The organism is Streptomyces monashensis (assembly GCF_001866665.1).
Lineage (GTDB): Bacteria > Actinomycetota > Actinomycetes > Streptomycetales > Streptomycetaceae > Streptomyces > Streptomyces monashensis.
The window spans coordinates 66,361-87,906 of sequence record NZ_MLYO01000026.1 but is presented as its reverse complement, the minus strand read 5'-3'; the positions used below and the strand labels follow the sequence as shown (position 1 = coordinate 87,906).

The 21,546-nt window shown below is 72.4% G+C and carries 21 protein-coding genes and 1 pseudogene; 7 read left to right on the top strand and 15 right to left on the bottom strand.

The annotated features are described in order from the left end of the window. Positions 1 to 5 precede the first annotated feature (5 nt). Positions 6 to 893, top strand: a complete 888-nt coding sequence (gene thpD / locus BIV23_RS16475; protein ID WP_071381606.1) for an ectoine hydroxylase — start codon at positions 6 to 8, stop codon at positions 891 to 893. A gap of 92 nt (positions 894 to 985) precedes the next feature. Here the strand turns inward: thpD and BIV23_RS16470 are convergent, their stop codons facing one another. The 5 genes from BIV23_RS16470 to BIV23_RS16450 all read right to left on the bottom strand — a co-directional run bounded on the left by BIV23_RS16470 (position 986) and on the right by BIV23_RS16450 (position 5,684). After that, on the bottom strand, positions 986 to 2,038 hold the full coding sequence (locus BIV23_RS16470; protein WP_071381605.1) for an aminotransferase class V-fold PLP-dependent enzyme: 1,053 nt from the start codon (positions 2,036 to 2,038) through the stop codon (positions 986 to 988). A 95-nt stretch (positions 2,039 to 2,133) separates the two neighbouring features. After that, entirely contained in the window at positions 2,134 to 2,853 is a 720-nt protein-coding gene (locus BIV23_RS16465) for a DsbA family oxidoreductase (protein WP_071381672.1), read from the bottom strand. Positions 2,854 to 2,931: 78 nt separating this feature from the next. After that, on the bottom strand, positions 2,932 to 3,435 hold the full coding sequence (locus BIV23_RS16460) for a GNAT family N-acetyltransferase (RefSeq protein ID WP_177239914.1): 504 nt from the start codon (positions 3,433 to 3,435) through the stop codon (positions 2,932 to 2,934). Between the two features lie 64 nt (positions 3,436 to 3,499). After that, positions 3,500 to 4,108 carry a DUF1349 domain-containing protein gene (locus tag BIV23_RS16455; protein ID WP_071381604.1) on the bottom strand — a complete coding sequence of 203 codons (609 nt, stop codon included), beginning with the start codon at positions 4,106 to 4,108 and terminating at the stop codon, positions 3,500 to 3,502. Positions 4,109 to 4,154: 46 nt separating this feature from the next. Then, positions 4,155 to 5,684, bottom strand: coding sequence for an aldehyde dehydrogenase (NADP(+)) (locus tag BIV23_RS16450; RefSeq protein WP_079173198.1), 1,530 nt, complete (start codon positions 5,682 to 5,684; stop codon positions 4,155 to 4,157). Between the two features lie 158 nt (positions 5,685 to 5,842). On the opposite strand from BIV23_RS16450, the gene BIV23_RS16445 reads away from it, so the two are divergent. After that, the gene (locus tag BIV23_RS16445) at positions 5,843 to 6,616 is read left to right on the top strand and encodes an IclR family transcriptional regulator (RefSeq protein WP_071381602.1); all 774 of its coding nucleotides are present in this window, start codon (positions 5,843 to 5,845) and stop codon (positions 6,614 to 6,616) included. Positions 6,617 to 6,711: 95 nt separating this feature from the next. Further along, positions 6,712 to 8,166, top strand: a complete 1,455-nt coding sequence (locus BIV23_RS16440) for a peptidoglycan D,D-transpeptidase FtsI family protein (protein ID WP_071381601.1) — start codon at positions 6,712 to 6,714, stop codon at positions 8,164 to 8,166. Between the two features lie 30 nt (positions 8,167 to 8,196). Here BIV23_RS16440 and BIV23_RS16435 read toward each other — a convergent pair whose 3' ends face one another. After that, positions 8,197 to 9,609 carry an NCS2 family permease gene (locus BIV23_RS16435; RefSeq protein ID WP_071381600.1) on the bottom strand — a complete coding sequence of 471 codons (1,413 nt, stop codon included), beginning with the start codon at positions 9,607 to 9,609 and terminating at the stop codon, positions 8,197 to 8,199. A 255-nt stretch (positions 9,610 to 9,864) separates the two neighbouring features. On the opposite strand from BIV23_RS16435, the gene BIV23_RS16430 reads away from it, so the two are divergent. Continuing rightward, the gene (locus tag BIV23_RS16430) at positions 9,865 to 10,434 is read left to right on the top strand and encodes a SigE family RNA polymerase sigma factor (protein WP_071381599.1); all 570 of its coding nucleotides are present in this window, start codon (positions 9,865 to 9,867) and stop codon (positions 10,432 to 10,434) included. Beyond that, complete coding sequence (locus tag BIV23_RS16425) at positions 10,431 to 11,270, top strand: hypothetical protein (protein ID WP_071381598.1); 840 nt, start codon at positions 10,431 to 10,433, stop codon at positions 11,268 to 11,270. Before BIV23_RS16430 ends, BIV23_RS16425 begins: the two co-directional genes overlap by 4 nt. A 91-nt stretch (positions 11,271 to 11,361) precedes the next feature. Here BIV23_RS16425 and BIV23_RS16420 read toward each other — a convergent pair whose 3' ends face one another. Beyond that, entirely contained in the window at positions 11,362 to 12,159 is a 798-nt protein-coding gene (locus BIV23_RS16420) for an HAD family acid phosphatase (protein WP_071381597.1), read from the bottom strand. 111 nt (positions 12,160 to 12,270) lie between these two features. On the opposite strand from BIV23_RS16420, the gene BIV23_RS50340 reads away from it, so the two are divergent. Continuing rightward, positions 12,271 to 12,630 carry a hypothetical protein gene (locus BIV23_RS50340; protein ID WP_071381596.1) on the top strand — a complete coding sequence of 120 codons (360 nt, stop codon included), beginning with the start codon at positions 12,271 to 12,273 and terminating at the stop codon, positions 12,628 to 12,630. A gap of 27 nt (positions 12,631 to 12,657) precedes the next feature. Here the strand turns inward: BIV23_RS50340 and BIV23_RS46320 are convergent. From BIV23_RS46320 to BIV23_RS16380, 6 genes and pseudogenes are all read right to left on the bottom strand, one after another. Then, a pseudogene (locus BIV23_RS46320) lies at positions 12,658 to 12,899 on the bottom strand (carbohydrate ABC transporter permease); the annotation flags it as partial. Between the two features lie 79 nt (positions 12,900 to 12,978). Beyond that, complete coding sequence (gene araD / locus BIV23_RS16405) at positions 12,979 to 14,712, bottom strand: L-arabinonate dehydratase (RefSeq protein ID WP_071381594.1); 1,734 nt, start codon at positions 14,710 to 14,712, stop codon at positions 12,979 to 12,981. After that, entirely contained in the window at positions 14,709 to 15,620 is a 912-nt protein-coding gene (locus BIV23_RS16400) for a dihydrodipicolinate synthase family protein (protein WP_071381593.1), read from the bottom strand. The genes araD and BIV23_RS16400 overlap by 4 nt, the downstream gene beginning before the upstream one ends. After that, a complete protein-coding gene (locus tag BIV23_RS16395) occupies positions 15,617 to 16,336 on the bottom strand; it encodes a GntR family transcriptional regulator (protein WP_245790548.1) in 720 nt (239 codons plus the stop codon). The genes BIV23_RS16400 and BIV23_RS16395 overlap by 4 nt, the downstream gene beginning before the upstream one ends. A gap of 684 nt (positions 16,337 to 17,020) precedes the next feature. After that, complete coding sequence (locus BIV23_RS16385) at positions 17,021 to 17,602, bottom strand: TIGR03086 family metal-binding protein (RefSeq protein ID WP_071381591.1); 582 nt, start codon at positions 17,600 to 17,602, stop codon at positions 17,021 to 17,023. Between the two features lie 7 nt (positions 17,603 to 17,609). Continuing rightward, positions 17,610 to 18,086, bottom strand: coding sequence for a DUF6010 family protein (locus BIV23_RS16380; protein WP_071381590.1), 477 nt, complete (start codon positions 18,084 to 18,086; stop codon positions 17,610 to 17,612). Between the two features lie 167 nt (positions 18,087 to 18,253). Between BIV23_RS16380 and BIV23_RS16375 the strand changes: the two genes are divergently transcribed. Beyond that, complete coding sequence (locus BIV23_RS16375; RefSeq protein WP_071381589.1) at positions 18,254 to 19,495, top strand: MFS transporter; 1,242 nt, start codon at positions 18,254 to 18,256, stop codon at positions 19,493 to 19,495. Here BIV23_RS16375 and BIV23_RS16370 read toward each other — a convergent pair. Beyond that, positions 19,423 to 20,595: a hypothetical protein gene (locus tag BIV23_RS16370; RefSeq protein ID WP_071381588.1), complete on the bottom strand. Its 1,173-nt coding sequence runs from the start codon at positions 20,593 to 20,595 to the stop codon at positions 19,423 to 19,425. The genes BIV23_RS16375 and BIV23_RS16370 overlap by 73 nt on opposite strands. Then, the gene (locus BIV23_RS16365) at positions 20,592 to 21,533 is read right to left on the bottom strand and encodes a 5-dehydro-4-deoxyglucarate dehydratase (RefSeq protein WP_071381587.1); all 942 of its coding nucleotides are present in this window, start codon (positions 21,531 to 21,533) and stop codon (positions 20,592 to 20,594) included. The genes BIV23_RS16370 and BIV23_RS16365 overlap by 4 nt, the downstream gene beginning before the upstream one ends. Between the last annotated feature and the right edge of the window lie 13 nt (positions 21,534 to 21,546).

The following is a 21,546-nucleotide window of genomic DNA, read 5'->3' as shown; positions in this document are numbered from 1 at the left end:
CAGACATGACCACCCTGACCGATCTGTACCCCAGCCGCGGAGCCACCGAGGTCAGCGTCCCCCGGCAGGACCCGGTCGTCTGGGGCTCCCCGGACACGCCCGGCCCGATCGCGACCGGCGACCTCCAGTCGTACGAGCGTGACGGCTTCCTCGCGATCGACCAGCTGATCACCCCCGACGAGGTCGAGGTCTACCGGCGGGAGCTGGACCGGCTGATCGACGACCCGGCGATCCGCGCCGACGAGCGCTCGGTCATCGAGCCGGCGTCGCAGGAGATCCGCTCGGTCTTCGAGGTGCACCGGATCAGCGAGGTGTTCGCGAACCTGGTGCGCGACGAGCGCGTCGTCGGCCGGGCCCGGCAGATCCTCGGCTCGGACGTGTACGTCCACCAGTCCCGCATCAACGTCAAGCCGGGCTTCGGCGCGAGCGGCTTCTACTGGCACTCGGACTTCGAGACCTGGCACGCCGAGGACGGCCTGCCGAACATGCGCACGGTGTCCGTCTCGATCGCGCTGACCGAGAACCACGACACCAACGGCGGCCTGATGATCATGCCGGGCTCGCACCGCACATTCCTGGGCTGCGCGGGCGCCACGCCCAAGGACAACTACAAGAAGTCCCTCCAGATGCAGGACGCCGGCACACCGTCCGACGAGGCGCTGACGAAGATGGCGGGCGAGTACGGCATCAAGCTCTTCACGGGCAAGGCCGGTTCGGCGACCTGGTTCGACTGCAACTGCATGCACGGCTCCGGCGACAACATCACGCCGTTCCCGCGCAGCAACGTGTTCATCGTGTTCAACAGCGTGGACAACGCGGCCGTCGAGCCCTTCGCGGCACCGGTGCGCCGGCCCGAGTTCATCGGGGCGAGGGACTTCACTGCGGTGAAGTAGCCCCCGACGTACCGCGGCACCCCCGCGAAACCCCGGGCCGGGGCCTCCTGTGTGGGACGGGAGGCCCCGGCCCGGTCATGTCGTGGGCGCCGTCAGCCGGCCAGCACGTCCAGCAGCCGGTCCACGTCCGCGGGCGTGTTGTAGAGGTGGAACGAGGCCCGCAGGTTGCCTGCCCGGTTCGCCACCTCGACGCCCGCGCGGCTCAACTCGCCCTGCCGCCCGCCCAGTCCGGGGACGGAGACGATCGCAGAGCCGGGGGCGGGCAGGGGCGCGTGGCCGAGCGAGCCGAGTCCGGCCCGGAACCGGTCGGCGAGGGCCAGGTCGTGAGCCTGTACGGCGGCCACGCCCAGCTCCTCGATCAGGGCGAGGGAGTGGCGCACGCCGGTGTAGGTGAACAGGGCCGGGCTGACGTCGAACCGCCGTGCCGAACGGGCGAGTTCGGCCACCGGGCCGTAGCAGCTGTCCCAGGGTTCCTCGGCCGCGACCCAGCCCGCCAGCAGCGGGGCGAGGCCCCCGAAGTCCTCGGGGACGACGAGGAAGGCCGCCCCGTGCGGGCCGAGCAGCCACTTGAAGGTCGTGGAGACGGTGAAGTCGTAGGCCCCGGCCTCCATCGGCAGCCAGCCCGCGGCCTGGGAGAAGTCGACGTAGGTGCGCGTGCCGTGCGCCCGGGCCGCCTCGCGCAGGGCCGGCAGGTCGGCGATCCGTCCGTCGGCGGACTGGGCGGCGCTGACCGCGACGAGCGCGGTGCCGGGCCGCACGGACTCGGCGAGCCGTTCCAGCGGTACAGCACGGACCTTGAGGTCGCCCCGGGTGTGGAACGGGTTGAGCACGGAGGTGAAGTCGTCCTCGGCGGTGAGGACTTCGGCGCCGGCCGGCAGCGAGGCGGCGACCAGACCGGTCTGGGAGGCGACCGACGCCCCGGCCGCCACCCGGGCCACCGGCACCCCGGCGAGCCGCGCGAACGCGGCGCGGGCCAGCTCCACGTCCTCGAACAGCGGGTCCAGCGGCCGGCCCGCCGCCCTGATCGCCACCGCTTCGTGCAGGGCGGCGACGGTGCGGGCGGGCAGCAGGCCGCTGCTCGCGGTGTTCAGATAGGCGTTCTTCGGGCTGAACTCGGCACGGACGAGGCTCTCGAAGGTCTCCATGCCCCTACTCTGCGGGGCATGGCATCTCCCGTCCATTGCGAAAATGTACGTGGATTCGCTTAGCGCGCCTTATACATCCGCCCCGACCTGCGGTTTCAGTCCTGCTGGGGTACGGCGCACCCGTCCGGCCCGCAGGCCTGCGCCCCGCCCTGGTCCACCAGCTTCAGCGGCGTCCGCTCGCCCCAGGCCCGGCTGAGGGCCTGGGCGAAGACCTCGGCGGGCTGGGCGCCGGAGACACCGTAGGTGCGGTCGAGGACGAAGAACGGCACGCCGTTCGCGCCGAGCTGTGCGGCCTCGCGCTCGTCGGCGCGGACCTCGTCGGCGTACCGGGCCGGGTCGGCGAGTACGGCGCGGACGGCCTCCGCGTCCAGCCCGGCCTCCACCGCCAGCTCGACCAGGCGCTCGTCGCCCTCGGTGAAGACCGACCGCTCCTCGGCGAAGTTCGCCCGGTACAGGATCTGGATCAGCGCGTCCTGGACGCCCTGCTCCCTGGCGAAGTGCAGCAGGCGGTGCATGTCGAAGGTGTTGCCGTGGTCGCGGCCGCGGGTGCGGTAGTCCAGGCCCTCGGCGGCGGCCTGGGCACCCAGGTTGTCCTCGCCGGCCTCGGCCTGCGCCTCGCTCATGCCGTACTTCTTGGTCAGCATGGTGATCACCGGCTGGACGTCGCCCTTGGCGCGGCCCGGGTCCAGCTCGAAGGACCGGTGCACGACCTCGACCTCGTCGCGGTGCGGGAAGGCGGCGAGGGCCTTGTCGAACCGCGCCTTTCCGACGTAGCACCAGGGACAGGCGATGTCCGTCCAGATCTCGACGCGCATGCTCACGGCTCTTCTCCGGGTCGTACGGGCGCGGGGGCTCTCCCCGCTCCCGGTACGTGAACGTTCAAACAGCCCCGTTCATTCCCCGGACACGGAGAAGCGCAGGAACAGGTGGTGATCACCGTCGGCCGGCGGGTTCTCCGGATCGGGGACCCAGCCGAGGCGGGCGTAGAAGGCCTGGGCGCGCCGGTTGTCCACGTGCACGTCGAGCACCGCGCTCCGCCTGCCGTCGGCGCGCCACTGCTCCGCACAGGCCGCGTGCAGGTCGGTACCGATGCCGGTGCGCCAGCGGTCGGGGTCGACGTGGAACTGGAACAGCTTGACCGTGTCGGCGGGGCCGTCCGCCGGGGGCCGGAAGGAAGCGATGGCGGTGATGGCGCCCTGGTCGACGACGCACAGCACCTGCCCGTCGGGCCGTTCGACGGCGTTGCGCCAGGCGGCGGTCCAGTCGATGCCGTCGTCCGGGAGGCCGTCCGGGTAGTACGTCGAGCGCGCCCGGTGATGCAGCGCGGCGATCACCTCGGCCTCGGCGGGCAGGGCGGTGCGGATCACGCGGGCGCCCGTCACTCGGTCACTGATCATGCCGTCGAGGACGCGCGCCCGTGCGGTGCGGTTCCGTACCCGCCGGCCTGTCGAAGGTCCCCCCCTAACTCCCGTCCCTCAGGTCCTGGGGCCAGGTCGGCCTTAGCTCGATGTGGTCGTACGTCACCACGCACCCCTCCCCCATCGGCGACTGCGTCATGAACCCGACCAGGGCCGCGTCGGTCTCCTTCTCGTCGCCCAGGGTGAAGAGCCGGACGAAGGTCCAGCTCTCGCCGTCCCGGGAGGCGTGGAAGGCGAAGGCCCGGCCGGTGCGGCTGATCCGCAGCCAGACCGAACTGCCGTCCACGGTGAAGGAGTTGCAGTCGTCGGAGTGTCCCCGGGTGACCACCGTGCAGACGGTGGGCACGTCCGGGGAGTACTCCAGGCACAGCTTGGCCCACGCCCGCTCGCCGACGTGCGCGTACAGCACACCGGCGTCGAAGGCCGCCCGGAACCCCACGGTCACCCGGGCGATCAGCTGGAAGTCCCCCTCCGGCGCCCCCAGCAGCCGAGGCGCGTCGGCGGCGGGGTCGAGGGCCGCGCCGGTGGGCGGGACGAACCGGTCCTGCCGGGGCCCGGCCCAGCCGGTCAGCACGCCGTCCTCGTAGGACCAGTGCCCTTCGGGGCCGTAGGTGCGCAGGGGGAAGGGGAGTTCGGGGAGTTCCACGTCCATCGTCCGATTGTGTCAGGGGCTTTCGAACCGGCCGGGCTCTTCCCGCCTACCGCTCCAGGACCCCGTTGAACCGCCGGGGAAGCCCCAGCGGGTTCTCGTCCTTCAGCTCGGCGGGCAGCAGGGCGGTGGGCGCGTTCTGGTAGGCCACCGGGCGCAGCCAGCGCTCGATGGCCGTACCGCCCACGGACGTGGACGTGGACGTCGTGGCCGGGTACGGCCCGCCGTGGTGCTGGGCCGGAGCCACGGCGACACCCGTCGGCCACGCGTTCACGACCACGCGCCCGGCCAGCGGGGTCAGCGAGGCGAGCAGCTCCGGTCCCCGGCCCTGCCCGGCGGCCTCCTCCGCGGACACCTGGACCGTGGCGGTCAGGTTGCCCGGCAGCCGCGAGAGCACGGCGCTCGCCTCGGCCTCGTCGGCGTAGCGGGCCACGACCGAGACCGGCCCGAAGCACTCCTCCAGCAGCAGGTCGTAGGCGCCCTCCTCGGTCAGCCTCGCCGCCGGCACCGTGAGGAACCCGGCGCTGACCGTGTGCTCGCCGCCCGCGCCCGGTGTGACGGGCGAGTCGACGTCCGCGAGGCGGGCCCGCTCCTCGACCCCGGCGACGAAGTTGTCCCGCATGCGGTGGTCGAGCAGGACCCCGGCGGCGGTGTCGCTGACCGCGTCGGTGAGGGACTTCACCAGCCGGTCCCCGGCCGCGCCCGACGGTACGAGCACCAGCCCCGGCTTCACGCAGAACTGCCCGACCCCGAGGGTCATGGAACCGGCGAGCCCGGCGCCGATCGCCTCGGCGCGCTCGGCGACGGCGGCCTCGGTCACGAGGACCGGGTTGAGCGAGCCGAGTTCGCCGTGGAACGGGATCGGTACCGGGCGCGCGGCGGCGGCGTCGAAGAGCGCGCGGCCACCCCGGACCGACCCGGTGAAGCCCGCGGCCGCGACCTGCGGGTGCATGATCAGCTCGATGCCCGCCGTGAAGCCGTGCACGAGGCCGACGACGCCCTCGGGGATGCCGTGGTGGGCGGCGGCCCGGCGCAGCACCTTGGCGACCAGCTCGGACAGGGCCGGGTGGTCGGGGTGGGCCTTGACGACGACCGGGCAGCCCGCGGCGAGCGCGCTCGCGGTGTCACCGCCGGCGACGGAGAAGGCGAAGGGGAAGTTGGAGGCCGAGTAGACGGCGACGACGCCGAGCGGCACCTTGTAGCGGCGCAGGTCCGGGACGGGCGGGGTGGCGGTGTCGTCGGGGTGGTTGATGACGACGTCGAGGAAGGCGCCCTCGTCGACGATGCCGGCGAAGGCCCGCAACTGGTAGCTGGTGCGGGCGAGTTCGCCGGTGAGCCGGACCGGGCCGAGGGCGGTCTCGGCGTCGGCGGTCTCGACGAGGCCGTCCCTGGCCGCGTCCAGGCCGTCGGCGGCGGAGCGCAGGAAGGCGGCGCGGACCGTGCGGTCGGCGAGGGCGCCGCGCGCGGCGTGTGCCGCCAGGACCGCGGCGTCCACCTCCTGGGCTGTGGCCTCCACCGCAACCTGTTCACGCTGCTTCCCGGTGCGCGGGTCGACACTCCAGACTGGTGCTGCTGCCACCGCGGGTCCTCTCCAGACGAGACTGCGCTTAACTGGGTCACCCATCAGCCGCGTTCGATATACTGAACACTGTCTCTGATGATGAATTCGCTGTTCGGAGACTACATATCTCGGGTCCTGAATATCCAGGCCCTGGTCGAACGAAGGGGTCAAGGGCGATGACGGCAGGCGACGCAGGGGGCGGGGCGCAGGTCAAGTCCGCGGTACGGACCGTTGAGCTGCTCGAGTACTTCGCCGGCCGCCCTGGCATGCACTCCCTCGCGGCGGTCCAGGAGGCGGTGGGATACCCCAAGTCCAGCCTGTACATGCTGCTGCGCACCCTCGTGGAGCTGGGCTGGGTCGAGACGGACGCGACGGGCACGCGGTACGGCATCGGGGTGCGGGCGCTGCTGGTCGGCACGTCGTACATCGACGGCGACGAGGTGGTGGCCGCAGCCCGCCCGACGCTGGACCGGCTGTCGGACGACACCACGGAGACGATCCACCTGGCCCGCCTCGACGGCACGAACGTCGTCTATCTGGCCACCCGCCAGTCCCAGCACTATCTGCGCCCCTTCACCCGGGTCGGCCGCCGGCTGCCCGCGCACTCCACCTCGCTCGGCAAGGCGATCCTCGCCACGTACACCGACGAGCAGGTCCGGGGGCTCCTCCCCGAGACCCTCCCGGAGCTGACCGAGCACACGATCACCGACCGCGAGCGACTCATCGAGGAGCTGCACCAGGTGCGGGAGCAGGGCTTCGCGGTCGACCGCGAGGAAAACACGCTCGGCCTGCGCTGCTTCGGCGTGGCGATCCCGTACCGCACCCCGGCCCGGGACGCGATCAGCTGCTCGGTGCCGGTGGCCCGGCTCACCCCCGCGCACGAGCAGATGATCAAGGACGCGCTGTTCGACGCCCGCGATCGGCTGACGCTGGCGACGCGCAGGCTCTGACCGGACGCCGCAGGGGGCCGGCGTTCCTGAGCGTTCGATGAGAAACCGGGCGTACGGGAACGATCACCCCCTTCTCGCTCGTCCTCCTGAGCGGGATGAACAAGACGATCAGGCGGGCGTCCGTCTTCACGATGCTGCTCGTACTCGCTCTGCTGGTCAGGGCGACGTGGGTGCAGTTCTACGACGGCAAGGCCCTCGCGGACGACAACGACAACCGGCGGGGCGCGATCGAGACGTACTCGCGGCCGCTCGGGAACATCATCGTGGCCGGAAACGCGATCACCGGCTCGACGCGGACGACAGGGAGCGACCTCGCTTACAAGCGGACGTACACGGACGGCAAGCTCTACGCCGCGGTGACGGGCTACGCCTCGCAGGCCTACGCCCCCACCCAGCTGGAGGGCGTCTACCAGGACCTGCTGGGCGGCACGGATCCCAGGCTGAAGACCGTGCTGGGCACGCTCACCGGCGAGCGCTCCGACCCGGGCAACGTGCTCACCACGATCGACCCCGCGGTCCAGAAGGCCGCATACCAGGCCCTCGGTGACAAGAAGGGCGCGGCCGTCGCGATCGACCCGAAGACCGGCAAGATCCTCGCGGTGGTCTCGACGCCGTCGTACGACCCCTCCTCGCTCACCGACGCCAACACGGCCGGCAGCGCCTGGAAGCGGTTCAACGCGGACAGGAACAAGCCGCTGACCAACCGGGCGCTGCGCCAGCCGCTGCCGCCGGGTTCCACGTTCAAGCTGGTCGTGGCGGCGGCCGCGCTGGAGGACGGGCTCTACAAGAACGTGGACGAACACACCGACAGCCCCAACCCGTACACCCTGCCGGGCACGGTGCGGCCACTGGCGAACGAGAACCCGTCGGCCCCGTGCGAGAACGCCCCGATCCGGGTCGCCCTGCAGTACTCCTGCAACAACGTCTTCGGCAAGATGGCCGTCGACCTGGGGCAGGACAAGGTGAAGGCCATGGCCGAGAAGTTCGGCTTCGACGACGACTCGCTCGATGTGCCGGTGCGGGCCTACGCCAGCGTGTACCCGTCGCACATGGACAAGGCGCAGACCGGACTGTCCGGCATCGGCCAGTTCGACGTCACGGCGACGCCGCTCCAGATGGCCATGGTGTCCGCGGCGATAGCCAACGGCGGCAAGCTGGTCTCGCCGCACATGGTGTCCCAGATCACCGACAGCGGCGGCGATGTGGTGAAGGACTATGACTCCGGCGCCGGGACCAAGGAGGTCGTCAGCTCCTCCACCGCCGAGCAGCTCCAGTCGGCGATGGAGACGGTGGTCAAGGACGGCACCGGTACGAACGCCCTGATCGACGGCGTCACCGTCGGCGGCAAGACCGGCACCGCCCAGCACGGCGAGAACAACAGCAAGACGCCGTACGCCTGGTTCACGTCCTTCGGCACGTCCGACAGCAGCGGCAAGGAGGTCGCCGTGGCGGTGATGGTCGAGCAGTCGGACGCGGCCAGGTCGGAGGTCAGCGGCAACGGCCTGGCGGCCCCGGTGGCGAAGGCGATGATGCGGGCGGCGCTGAAGTAGGCCTGCTCACCTCCCCTTTCACCGCACCCCTCACTTCACCCCGAGCAGCTGCTCCACGGGGTCGATGGCGAAGTACACGAGGAACAGCGCCGAGACCCCCCACAGCAGCCAGTTGACCTCCTTCGCCTTCCCCAGCACCGTCTTGATGACCACGTAGGCCAGGAAACCGGCTCCGATGCCGTCGGTGATGGAGTAGGTGAACGGCATCGCGGCGATGGTCAGGAACGCCGGGACGGCGATCTCGTACCGGTCCCAGTCGATGTGCTTGACGTGGGTCATCATGAGGAAGCCGACCGCGATCAGCGCGGGGGCCGCCGCCTGCAGCGGGACGATGGTGAGCAGCGGGGTGAGGAAGAGGGCGAGGCCGAAGAGGCCGCCGGTGACGAGGTTGGCGAGGCCGGTGCGGGCACCCTCGCCGACGCCGGCCGCCGACTCGATGTAGGCGGTGTTGGAGGAGGCGGAGCCGAGGCCGCCCGCGACGGCGGCGGCGCCGTCGATGAACAGCACGCGGCCGATGCCGGGCACCTGGCCCTGCTCGTCCAGCAGCCCGGCCTCGGCGCTGATGCCGACGATCGTGCCCATGGCGTCGAAGAAGTCCGACAGGATCAGGGTGAAGACGAGCAGGACGGCGGTGAGCACGCCGGCCTTGCCGAAGCCGCCGAACACGCTGAAGTGACCGATCAGTCCGAAGTCCGGGGCGGCGACGATCCTGTCCGGGACCTTGGGCGTGGTCAGTCCCCAGGTCTTGATGTCGGCGACGGAGTCGATGACGATCGCGACGGCGGTCATCGTCACGATGCTGATGAGGATCGCGCCCTTCACCTTGCGGGCGAGCAGGGCGATGGTCAGCAGCACACCGAGGCAGAAGACCAGCACGGGCCAGCCGGTGAGGCGTCCCACGGCGCCGAGCTGCACGGGCACGGTGGTGTTCGCGGCGTCCGGGATCCGGCTGACGAAGCCGGCGTCGACGAAGCCGATGAACGCGATGAACAGGCCGATGCCGACGCCGATGGCCTGCTTCAGCTGGTGCGGGATCGCGTTCATGATCGCTTCCCGGAGCCCGGTGAGGACCAGGAGGCAGATGATCAGGCCTTCCAGGACGACGAGGCCCATCGCGTCGGGCCAGCTCATCAGCGGGGCGAGCTGGAAGGCGACGACGGCGTTCAGGCCGAGGCCGGCGGCGATCGCGAGCGGCAGGTTGCCGCCGACGCCCATGATGATCGTCATCACACACGCCACCAGCGCGGTGGCGGTGACGAGTTGGCCGGTGTCGAGCGTGTGGCCGTACTTGTCCTTGGCACTTCCCAGGATGATCGGATTCAGGACAAGGATGTAGGCCATGGTGAAGAACGTGGCGAAGCCGCCGCGTATCTCCCGGCCGAACGTGGATCCACGTGCGGAGACTCTGAAGTACCGGTCGATTCCGCTGAGCGGTGCGGACATGGTCCAACTCCTCGTTGCCTGATGGGCGGTGTGCGCGTGCTGGCTGGATTGTTCCCCTGTTCAACCTGATTCAGGTTTTCGACGTGTTACGGAATCGGGTTCGGTGGACCATACGTTGTCCGGCCCCCCGTACGACGCACGCGAAATGACCACTGCTACGCTCCCGATCTCCGTCCGGGACTCCTCCGGACCCCCGCATGTCATTCACATGACATACACAGCACCTCGCAGTCGCGCACCGAGAAGAGGTCACCCGTGGGCACAGTCGTCGACGACGCCGCCTCCGTGGAGTTCCATGCCTTCTTCGAACGGCACCACGCCGAACTCTCCCGGCTGGCCCACCTGTTGACCGGGGAGTCCGACGCCGCCGACGATCTCGCGGCGGACGCGCTGCTGGCGCTGTGGCACCGCTGGGACCGGGTGCGCGCCGCCGACCACCCGGTGGCGTACGCGCGCGGCGTGGTCGCCAACCTCGCCCGTACCCGGATCCGCAGCGCGGTGCGCGAGCGGCGCCGGATCGCGCTGTTCTGGTCGCACCGCGAGGAGAGGACCGAGAACCCGGACGTGGCCGGTGTGGTGGACGTGCGGGAGGCGCTGCGCAGACTGCCGTTCCGCAAACGGGCGTGTGTGGTGCTGCGGCACGCGTTCGACCTCTCGGAGAAGGACACCGCGCTCGCGCTCGGGGTGTCGGTGGGTACGGTGAAGAGCCAGACGTCCAAGGGCCTGGCCGAACTGCACCGGCTGCTCGGCCCCCAGGGCGATCCGCGGCGGATGCACGCGGCGATGACGGCCCGGGCCGGCGAGAGCGGAGGAAGGAACCGATGAGGCAGCAGGACGTGCACGACGAGCTGCGCGCCCGGCTGCACGAGGCGGCCGAGGCCCACGAACCGGACCGCGCGCGCATCCTGGCCCGCGTGGAACGCGGCATGGCCGCCCCGGCCGGCTCCCCCCGCGCCGGCCACCGGTCCACCCGCCCGCCGGTGTGGGGCTGGGCCCGGGTGGCCGGCGCCACGGCGGCGGTCGCGAGCGTGCTGGCGGTCGGCGGGTACGCGGTGGCGTCCGCCGTCAAGGACAGGCCTCCCGCGCGGCAGACGGTCGCGGTCTCGCCGACCCCGACGCCGGCCCCGCACGCGACGACGGCGCACCCGTCGGCGGGCGCCACGAACCCGGCGGCCGGCTCGGGCGCCGCCCACGCGACGCGCGCACCGGGTTCCGCCCCGGCCCGCACACCGGACGCCTCCGCGCGGCCGCCCGTGGCCCGCGGCGAGCAGCAGGGTCCCCTGCGGTCGGACGGCTCGGTCGACCCGCACAGCAACGACTTCTGGGCGCAGAGCGATCTGACCCTGAAGACGTCGAGGCAACTGAGCTCGCTCACGGTCGAGTTGAGGGTCGCCCAGACCGGCGGAGTCTCCTCCACGGGCGCCTGGCGCTCCCTGCCGGAGACGGACTTCACGCAGACGGTCGAGGAGCGGGACGGCTTCCTCGTCTACACCTGGACCCTCAAGGAGGGCCGTACGGTCCCGGCGGGCCAGTGGGTGTTCGCGGGCCAGTACAACCACGAGCGCGGCGCCCGGGACGCGAAGGCCGACGGCTACACCGTCACGGGCACCGCGGACGGCGTCGGCTACGCGGTGAAGGGCGGCTTCGCGACACACGGGTGAGGCCGCGCCCCGGAACTTCGCCACCCTGCCGACACGCCCCCGCCCCGGCACGGTGCGGCCGGTGACGGGGGCGGCGGAGTAGGTACGGCCGTCAGGCGACGAAGTACGTCGGGTTCGGCAGCTTGTACGTCCGGTCGGCGAAGCCGCCGTCCAGGTCCGAGTACTGGTCGCCGAAGTTGGCGATGATCTCGTAGCCGAGGTCGTCCTCGATGTGCTTGCGGGTGCCGGACTTGTACTGGACGGTGGTGCAGGTCCAGGTGCCCGGGGTGGCGCAGTCGCCCAGGTAGGCCGGCGGGTTGGCCTTGTCCTTGAGGAACATGTGGTCGGCGTCGAGGTTCACATCGGCGCCGACCTTCTTCAGGTTGGCGACGGCGGCCGTGCGCTGGGCCTCGGTGAGACCGGAGTTGTAGAAGACCTCGACGCCCTTGGACTGCGCGTAGCGGACCAGTTCGGGGCTGCCGAAGACGGCCGGCCGGTCGGCGCGGTTCACGTAGTCGTTCCACGTGGTGGAGTTGTACGTGTAGTTGTACCGCTTCTCGTAGTCCAGGCTGAGCAGCAGCGTGTCGTCGATGTCGAACATGACGGCCGGCTTCTCGCCGTGCCGGTGCGCCGCGCGGGCGGCCTTGTCGATGTAGGCCCTGGCGTCGGCGTCGATCCGCGCCAGGTCCTTGGCGTACGGGCTGTCGGGCGACGCCTGGTAGACACCGTTGCTGTCGGCGGTGGTGCCGTAGTAGGTGTCGATGTCCTTCACCAACTGCCCGATGTTGTAGGGCTCGTGGGTCGAGTTGGCGGTCGACTGCCGGGCACCGGCCGCGCCCGCGCCGTAGAGCGCGGCACCGGCGATGGCACAGGCGGCACCGACGGCGACAACTCTGTGGGACTTCCGCATGAAAACTCCGGATCCGGTTTGTTGGGGGTGATGTACCAGGTCACGGACTGTCTACGCGCATCACACCCCACTGGGCGAGCGGTGTTATCCGATCGATACGATGGCGGTCCCATGCCACGCCGCCCTCCTCCTGCCGCACTCGGCTACCGGCAGGCCCTCACCGCACTCCTCGCGGCGGACCTCCCCGGCGTGCGCGAACTCCGGGCCCAGGTCGCGGAGGTGAGCCTCGGGCGGCCTTGGGGTGCCGAGTCGCCGAGCACGGACCTGACCGTGCCCTCGTGGGTCCCGGCGGCCCCGGTCGCGGACGGCGTCCTCCCGGCGGTGGGCACGGTCCGCGGCGATTTCGGAGAGCCGGCGGGCGAGTTGCTCGTCTGGGTGAGCGACGGACGGCTGTCGGCCCTTGAGTACGCGTGGTACGGCGACACCGCTCCGACGCGGCTGCCGGACCCCGCTCGGATCAGGGTCCTGTGACCGTGCGCTGGGGTGAAGGGGAGGATGGGGGTCGTGGGCGAAGGCCTGGGTGAAGTTGCCGGCGCCGGCGAAGCCGTTCCGCCAGGGCTTGGTGGGGTTGTGGTTCTGCAGGCTGTCGGAGAAGACGCTGAGCACCGGGTGGGCGATGAAGCCCGGCATCAGCAGGGCCGCCGGGGCGATCAGCAGGTACGGCAGCCTGCACGGGGGCGCGGAGGCACGGCGCCGCCGGGTGGCGCGGGCGGTTTCGCCACGGCTGCGGCTTGGCCCATGACTGTTCTCCGTTCCGGGTAAGCGCCTGCCGATCGTTGTTCGAGATCTCGTCCACAGGAAGGTGTGGACCGGCCGGGCTCAGCCCGCGTACGGTTCCCGCACCGTGCCCGGCCGCGCGAGGAACTCGAAGTCGCAGCCGGTGTCCGCCTGGGTGATCTGCTCGGTGTAGAGCGCGCCGTATCCGCGCTCGGCACGCACGGGCGGCGGCGTCCACTCCGCCCGGCGACGCGCCAACTCCTCGTCGTCCACGTCGAGTCGGAGGGTGCGGGCCGCGACGTCGAGGGTGATGAGGTCGCCGGTGCGCACCAGCGCCAGCGGTCCGCCGACGTACGACTCCGGGGCCACGTGCAGCACGCAGGCGCCGTAACTCGTGCCGCTCATCCGGGCGTCGGAGATCCGGACCATGTCACGCACGCCCTGCTTCAGCAGGTGGTCCGGGATGGGCAGCATGCCGTACTCGGGCATGCCCGGACCGCCCTTGGGCCCGGCGCCCCGCAGCACCAGCACGCTGTCGGCGGTGATGCCGAGCGCGGGGTCGTCGATGGTGCGCTGCATGGTCCGGTAGTCGTCGAAGACGACCGCCGGGCCGGTGTGCTCGAGCAGGCGGGGCTCGGCGGCGATGTGCTTGATGACCGCGCCGTCCGGGCAGAGGTTGCCGCGCAGCACGGCGACCCCGCCCTCGCTCGCGACCGGGTTGTCGCGGGTGCGGATGACGTCGTCGTGGTGGACCCGGGCGCCGTCGAGCTGCTCGCGCAGGGTGTCGTGCGAGACCGTGGGCCGGTCGAGGTGGAGCAGGTCCGGGATCCGGGAGAGGAAGCCGGGCAGGCCGCCGGCGAAGTGGAAGTCCTCCATGAGGTACGTCCGGCCGCCGGGGCGGACGTTGGCGAGGACCGGCACCGTGCGGGCGATCCGGTCGAAGTCGTCCAGGGTGAGCCGGACACCCGCCCGCCCGGCCATGGCGATCAGATGGATCACGGCGTTGGTGGAGCCGCCGAGGCCGAGCACGGTGGTGACGGCGTCCGCGAAGGCCCCATGAGTGAGGATGTCGCTCAACTTCCGTCCCCGATGGACCAGTTCGACGGCGGCCAGGCCCGATCGCGCGGCCATCCGGTCGTGCCCCGAGTCCACCGCCGGGATGCTGGACGCGCCGGGCACGGTCACGCCGAGCGCCTCGGCGGCGGCCGTCAGCGTGGACGCCGTACCCATGGTCATGCAGTGGCCGGGCGAGCGGGCCAGGCCGCTCTCCAGCTCGGCCATCTCGCAGTCCCCGATGAGGCCGGCCCGCCTGTCGTCCCAGTACTTCCACATGTCGGTGCCGGAGCCGAGGACCTCGCCGCGCCAGTGACCCGGGAGCATGGGCCCGGCCGGGACGAAGACGGCCGGGAGGTCGACGCTCGCCGCGCCCATGAGCAGGGCGGGTGTCGACTTGTCGCAGCCGCCCATCAGGACCGCACCGTCGACGGGGTAGGAGCGCAGCAGTTCCTCGGTCTCCATCGCGAGCAGGTTGCGGTAGAGCATGGGGGTCGGCTTCTGGAAGGTCTCGCTGAGGGTGGAGACCGGGAATTCGAGCGGGAAGCCCCCGGCCTGCCACACGCCCCGCTTCACGGCCTGCGCACGGTCCCGCAGGTGCACATGGCACGGGTTGATGTCGGACCAGGTGTTGAGGATCGCGATGACCGGCTTGCCGAGGTGCTCCTCGGGGAGGTAGCCGAGCTGGCGGGTGCGGGCGCGGTGACTGAAGGAGCGCAGACCGTCGGTGCCGTACCACTGGTGGCTTCTCAGCTCCTCGGGGCGCTTGCGCGGGGCGCTCATATCGGCCATCCGGTGGCGATGGCGGCGACCTCGGCGCGCTCGTCCTCGGGCAGCGTCCTGCTCGGCGGGCGGACGTCGCGGCGGCACAGGCCGAGCGAGGCGAGGGCCTCCTTGACGACGGTGACGTTGTTGGCGGAGCCGTGGGCGGCGCGCAGTTCCTCGAAGCGGCGGATCTGCTCCCAGACCTTCATGGCGGCCGGGTAGTCGCCGGACCGAAGCGCTTCGATCATGTTCAGCGAGACGGCCGGGGCGACGTTCACGAGTCCGGAGGTGAAGCCGGTGGCGCCCGCCGAGAAGTAGGAGGGGGCGTAGGGCTCCGCGAGTCCGGCGACCCAGACGAAGCGGTCGAGGCCGGCGTCGCGTGCGAAGGCGGCGAAGCGCACGGTGTCCGGTACGGCGTACTTCACGCCGATGACGTTCGGGCAGTGGTCGGCGAGTTCGGCGAGCCGGGCGCCGGGCAGCTGGGCGTCGCGCAGGTACGGCACCACGCCCAGCTCGGGCACGGACTCGGCGATGGCACGGTGGTAGTCGACCCAGCCGGCCGCCGAGACGTAGGGGTGCACGGGCTGGTGGACCATGACCATTCCGGCGCCGAGGTCGCGCGCGTGCCGGGCGGAGGCGACGGCCGTGGGCAGATCGTGCCCGACCCCGACGAGGACCGCCGCCCGCCCGCCCGCCTCGTCGACGGTCGACTCGGTGACCTGGCGGCGCTCTTCGGGAGTGAGGGCGTAGAACTCTCCGGTGTTGCCGTTCGGGGTGAGGGTGGTGATCCCGCCGTCGAGCAGGCGGCGCAGCAGGGCCCGGTGGGCGCCGGTGTCGACGGAGCCGTCCGCGGCGAACGGGGTCACCGGGATGGCCACCACGTCGGCCAGGGCCGCCCGCCGGCTCTCGAACCTCACGCTGCTCATGAATGACCTTCCTGTGCGGGGGTCTTCGGGTCCACGGCGTGCGGGAGATGCGAGAAGGCGTGGGGTTCGTGGATCTCCTGGGTCTCCTGGGGGAACGCGCGCCGGACGAAGGAGGCGATGTGGGCGTGCAGGGCGCCGGCGGCCGCGTCGGCGTCGCCGGCGAGCGCGAGCCGCAGGATCTCCCGGTGCTCGGCGGCCTCCCGCTCCCAGGAGGGGTCGGTGGCCCAGGCGACGGCGGAGACGAGGGCCGCCTGGTCGCGGACCTCGTCGAGCATCCGGCCGAGCAGCGGGTTGCCGCACGGCAGGTACAGCGCGCGGTGGAACTCCCGGTTGGCCAGGGACCGTTCGGCGGCGTCGGTGGCGCCGTCGGCACGGGCCAGCGCGTCGCGCGCGGCATCGAGGGGGGCGCCGCGCCGGACGGCCCGGCGCAGCGCCTCGGGCTCCAGCAGGAGCCGTACGTCGTACACCTCGCGCGCCATGTCCGCGTCCACCATGCGCACCGTGACGCCCTTGTACTGGCTCATCACGACCAGCCCGGTCCCGGCGAGGGTCTTCAGCGCCTCGCGCACCGGGGTCTTGGACACCCCGAACTGCGCGGCCAGCTCCGTCTCGACGAGGGCCTGACCGGGCGTCAACCGCCCGGTCAGGATGCGGTGTTTGATCGCGTCCAGCACGTACTGGGTGCGGGACGGGATCGGGGTGGGCACAGAGGTCATGCGGCCCTCTCGGATCTCACATATCGCGTCTCATATATGACGTACGAAGTACGACGCGTTGAAGGTAGGAGGGGGCCCGTGTTTCGTCAATGCTTCTGACAAACGAAGCCGGAGGAGGTCGGCGGCTCGCGCGACGGCCGCCTCACAGGTGAGCGTGGGACCGACGTGGGTGACGAGCAGTGCGCACACCCGCGCCTCCGGGCGGTGCGCCCGGCACCCTCCGACGCCAGGTGCACCTGTTCCCCTTCGCGATGGATGTCGAGGTCGGCCTCGCACAGGAACAGGTCGGCGCGGTCGGCGAGTTCACCGAGTGCGGTGCACGCGCGGGGCAGGGATGGGCGGGTAAGGGCGGTCAAGGGTGCAGGCGGCGGTGCGCGGATCGGCGCTGTGGTCCGCGGGCATAGTGGAGATCCGGAGCGCGGTCAGCCGCGCCTGCTCCGTGTGCCGCTGCAGTTCCGCGAACGACCCGGGCCCCGCATCCACCCACTCCTCGGCACCCCCACCGGCCGGCAGGTACCCCGCGCGCGGTCGGCCGGGCCCGGAGCGCGGGGCTGTGCCGATATGCGGCTCCGCCGCGTGGGCGCGCTCAGACACGACGAACCCGCGGCCGAGAACCGGTCGAGCCCCCGACCGCGGGGCGCCGCGACTCACCCACGGCAGCCGCCGCTGCCGAACCGGCGGAGCCTACGGCCGCCACCCCGGATCCCGGCCGCTCAGCCCGATCGCCCGGTCCAGCAGTGTCGCGGACTCCGGCACCTCGACCACCGGCCCGAACAGCCCGCTCCCGCGGTCGGGGTCGTTCGCGGCGGCCCGCAGAAACGTGAGCGCCGAGCCCAGCGCGGCCGGGTCGGGGGCGTAGTCCTGCCCCGTGGCGCGGGCCAGGTCCCAGCCGTGGACGACCAGTTCGTCGGCGACGACCGCACCCGCGACCGCCGCCGGCAGGTCCACGCCGCCGGCCCGGGTGTCCCCGGTCCACGCGGCCGGGTCGCGCCAGGCCTCGGCCAGCTCGTCCAGCGCCTTGGGCAGGTCCTCGCGCCAGCCGGGGCCGAGGTCCGGGACGGCGGCGTTCGGGTCGGTGTCGGTCGTGGGGCCGAGGTCCTTGCGCGCCGCGTCACGGAAGGCCACGGACAGCCCCAGCAGGTGGCCCAGCAGGTTCCGCACCGCCAGGTCCGGGCAGGGGGTCGGGTCGGCCAGCTGCTCGTCGGTCACGGACTCGGCGAGCCGCGCCACCGCTCTGGTCTGGGCTCCGAGGTCGAACGTGGTCATGCCTGCCTCACTCCTTCAGGATCGCGCCCCCCGTACGAAGGACAGACCGGCCGGCGCGCGGAAACTCATCGGTCCCGCCCGTTCCCGTGCGCGTCCGCGTCCACCTCCGTATCCGCGGCCACGGCGACCGGCCGCCGCCGAGGCACCACACCGCGATCACCGGGTCGCACAGGGCGCAGCCGAACGAGGAGTCGTGGGCGAACGGGATGATCGGGTGGCCCTTGAGGTGGTGCACGACGTCCCAGGCCGTGTGCAGCAGCCAGCCGACGCCGGTCCACGCCCAGGAGTCGAGGCCCTTGTAGGCGACGAAGGAGGACACGGCCGTGAACGCGAACTCCCAGCCGCCGAGGCCGCCGCCGCTGAGGTAGGCCGCGCCGGCCCCCGCGACGATGACCGCGTTGAGGCGGCGCCGGTGGGCGTCCGGGACGAGGGACATGAGCAGGACGTAGAGGAGCCCGATGAGGATCGGGGCGACGTAACGCATGCGCTCGACGGTAGGCAGCGGCGCGCGTGCGCCCCAGTGGCACGACTGACACGTTCCGACGGATTGTCGCCAGCGGCCGGCCGGCGCGGAACCCGCCGGTCCACCACCCGGGAATAGGGCATCTCACCGATCCCCGTCCACCCCCCTTAGCTCCACGATGGCCGGGCATGACGACTTCGTGGACCCTGCCGCGCGTCCTGCGGGACCGCAACGCGGCGCTGTATCTCACGGGCCTGACGGTGTCCGCCTCCGGTACCTCCTCGTTGTGGCTGGCCTCGGGTGTGTGGGTCAGGGACCTCACCGGGTCCGACGGCCTGGCCGCCGTGTGCATGCTCGCCATGTGGGCGCCCGCCCTCGCGGGTCCGGCACTCGGCACGGTCGCCGACCGGGTGCGCCGAAAGCCCCTGCTGGTCCGCATGGACCTGGGGCTCGCCGCCGCCCTCCCCACGCTCTTCGCCGTCCGCTCCCCCGGCGGGCTGTGGCTGCTGTTCACCGTCCTGCTCCTGTACGGCACGGTGGCGGTCGTCGCCGAGGCCGCCGTGGCGGGGCTGGTGACCGCCGCCGTCGACGAGTGCCTCCTCGGCGATTTCAACGGCCTGCGGATGACCGTCACGGAGGGCATGAAGCTGGTCGCCCCGCTGACCGGGGCGGGCCTGTACGCCGCCTTCGGCGGTCCGGCGGTCGCGTGTCTGGACGCGGTCACCTTCGTGGTCTCCGCCGCTCTGGTCGCCCTGCTGCGGGTGCGCGAGGAACAGCCCGTACGGTCGGGCGGCGACTGGCGCGGGGAGACCGCGCGGGGCGTGCGGCACCTGTGGGGGCACCCCGGGCTGCGCCCGCTGGTCACGGCCGGCGGTACGACGATGCTGCTCGGCTCGCTGAGCGCCACGACGGTGTACGCCGTCGTGGACCGGCTCGGCCGCGCACCCGCCTACGCGGGCGTGCTGTACGCCGTCCAGGGCGCGGGTTCGGTGGCGGCCGGGCTCGTGGCGGGAGCCGCGCTGCGGCGCCTCGGCGGACGCCGGCTCGCGGCGGCGGGCATCGCGCTGAACGCGGTCGCGGTGGCCGCGCGAGCGGTGCCGTCGGACGCGGTGGCCCTCGTGTCCGCCGCGGCGACCGGGCTGGCGCTGCCCTGTGTGCTCGTCGCGGTGTTCACCGCCGTCCAGCGTGAGACGCCCGGCCCGCTGCTGGGCCGGGCGACGGCCACGGCCAACACCCTCGTCTTCACGCCCAACGTGATCGGGCTGGGCGTCGGGGCGGGCCTGGTCGAACTCGCCTCCCCCGCGCTGCTGTTGCCCCTCTACGGCCTCGCCCTGCTGCTGACGGCGGCCGCGACGGCTCAGCGCGCGGACGGCCCGGACAGCGCCTCCCGTACCGCGTCGAGGTCGCCGTCCGACGCCAACCCGGCGTGATACAGCCGCAGTTCCGTCGCGCCCTGCGCACGCGCGCGTGCCGCGTCCCGCGCGAGGGTGCCGGGGCTGCCGCCCATCCCGGAGACCACGGTGAAGTTGGCGGCGATCACCGTCCGCTCGCGGGCGTGGGCGGCGAAGGGCGCCAGCAGGCCCGTGCCGCCCGCGCACGGCACCACCACGCCGTCGGCGACGGCGAGTACGCGCGCGGGGTCGACGCCGGCGTTGGCGCCGCAGTGGTGGGAGACCGGGTCGGCGTGCAGCAGGATCCGGAAGCCGGCCGGTGCGGCGGCGCGGACGGCGGCGACGGCCTCCTCCTGGAGGGTGCCGGCGGTCTCCTCGCGCCACGCGCGCGTGCGGGCCGCCGGCTCCTCGCCGAGCAGCTTGACGACGGTCGGCCAGCCCTCGTCGTCCGCCGCGCCCCGCCACAGCGGCTCCAGGGCGTCGCGCACGGACGCCGCCAACCCGTCGGGGTCGAGGCCCCGTTCGCCGTAACCGTCGCGGCAGGACGGGCAGAAGCACAGGGCCATCAGGTACTGCCCGGCCTCGCCGAGGCCGACCCCGCCGGTCTTGTCGTGGGCGTGCAGATGCTGGAGCCCGTACCAGCCGAGGGACTCCAGCTCGGTGCCGTGCGCGCCGGGGCGTACGGCGGCCTCGGCAGCGAGGTCGACCAGGTACGCGCGCGTGGCGGGCTGGGCGATGCAGGGCGCCCAGGGGTAGCGGTCGCCGTAGGCGTTGACGACGGAGGTGTCCGGATGCTCGGCGCCCATGCGGGAGTTGTGCGCGAGCACGACCCAGGTGTGCACCTCCAGCCCGGCCGCGGCCAGGGCCCGTGCCGCCTCGCCCCAGGCGTCGCCCGGGGCCCAGCGGCCGGCGGGGCAGGGGCGCAGGGCGCGGCCCGTCCAGCGGTCGCCGGGCGGGTACAGGACGGCCGCGTACTCGGCGGTGACGATGCGGTGGCGGGGGTGGCGGGGCGTCAGGGTGCGGGTGGAGTGGTAGGCGGCGGCGAGGGTCACCTGCCGCACCCCGAGCCCGGCCACGCGCGCGGGGGCCGCGGGATCGCCGTTGACGTCCCAGGGGTAGACGAACGCCGCCGCCTTCACCGGCCCTCCTCCAGCAGTGCGTAGCCGCGCTCGATCAGCTGGGCGAGCTGCTTGACGTGGTCCTCGGACGGTTCGTGCAGCGGGGGCCGGACCTCGCCGACGTCCAGGCCGCGCAGCCGTACGCCCGCCTTGACGAGGGAGACGGCGTAGCCGCTGCCCTGGGCGCGCAGTTCCACGAACGGGCGGTAGAAGCCGTCCAGCAGGCGTCGCACGGTCGCCGTGTCGCCCCCCGCGAGGGCGGCGTGGAAGGCGCGGGCGATCTCGGGGGCGAAGCAGAAGACGGCCGAGGAGTACAGGGTGATGCCGAGGGCGTGGTAGGCGAGCTGGGTCTGCTCGGCGGTGGGCAGGCCGTTGAAGTACAGGAAGCCGCCGGGGGCCTCGGTGCGCACGGCGCTGACGATGCGCTGCATGAGGTCGAGGTCGCCGAGGCCGTCCTTGAGGCCGATGATCCCGTCGGTGCGGGCGAGTTCGACCACCGTGGGCGGGGTGAAGACGGCGTTGTCGCGCTGGTAGACGATGACCGGCAGGGCCGTGGCGGCGGCGACCTCCCGGTAGTGCCGCAGCAGTCCCTCCTGGCCGGCCTTGACGAGGTACGGCGGCATGGCGAGCAGGCCGTCGGCGCCCGCCTCCTCGGCCAGGCGCGCGTAGCGGACGGCGAGCGCGGTGCCGTACCCGGCGCCCGCGACGACCGGCACGCGCCCCTCGGCGGCCTCGACGGCCGCCCGGACGCAGTCCTGGAACTCCTCCGGCAGCAGCGCGTGGAACTCTCCGGTGCCGCAGCAGGCGAACACGGCGGCGGCGCCGACGTCGACGCCCCGGCGTACATGGGTGCGGTAGACGTCGAGATCGAGGGCGCCGCCCGGGCCGTAGGCCGTGACGGGGAAGAAGAGCGGCCCGCTCGGTTCGCTGAGCCGTTCGGTGAGAGGGGCTGGCGTCACGAGCTCTCCCTTG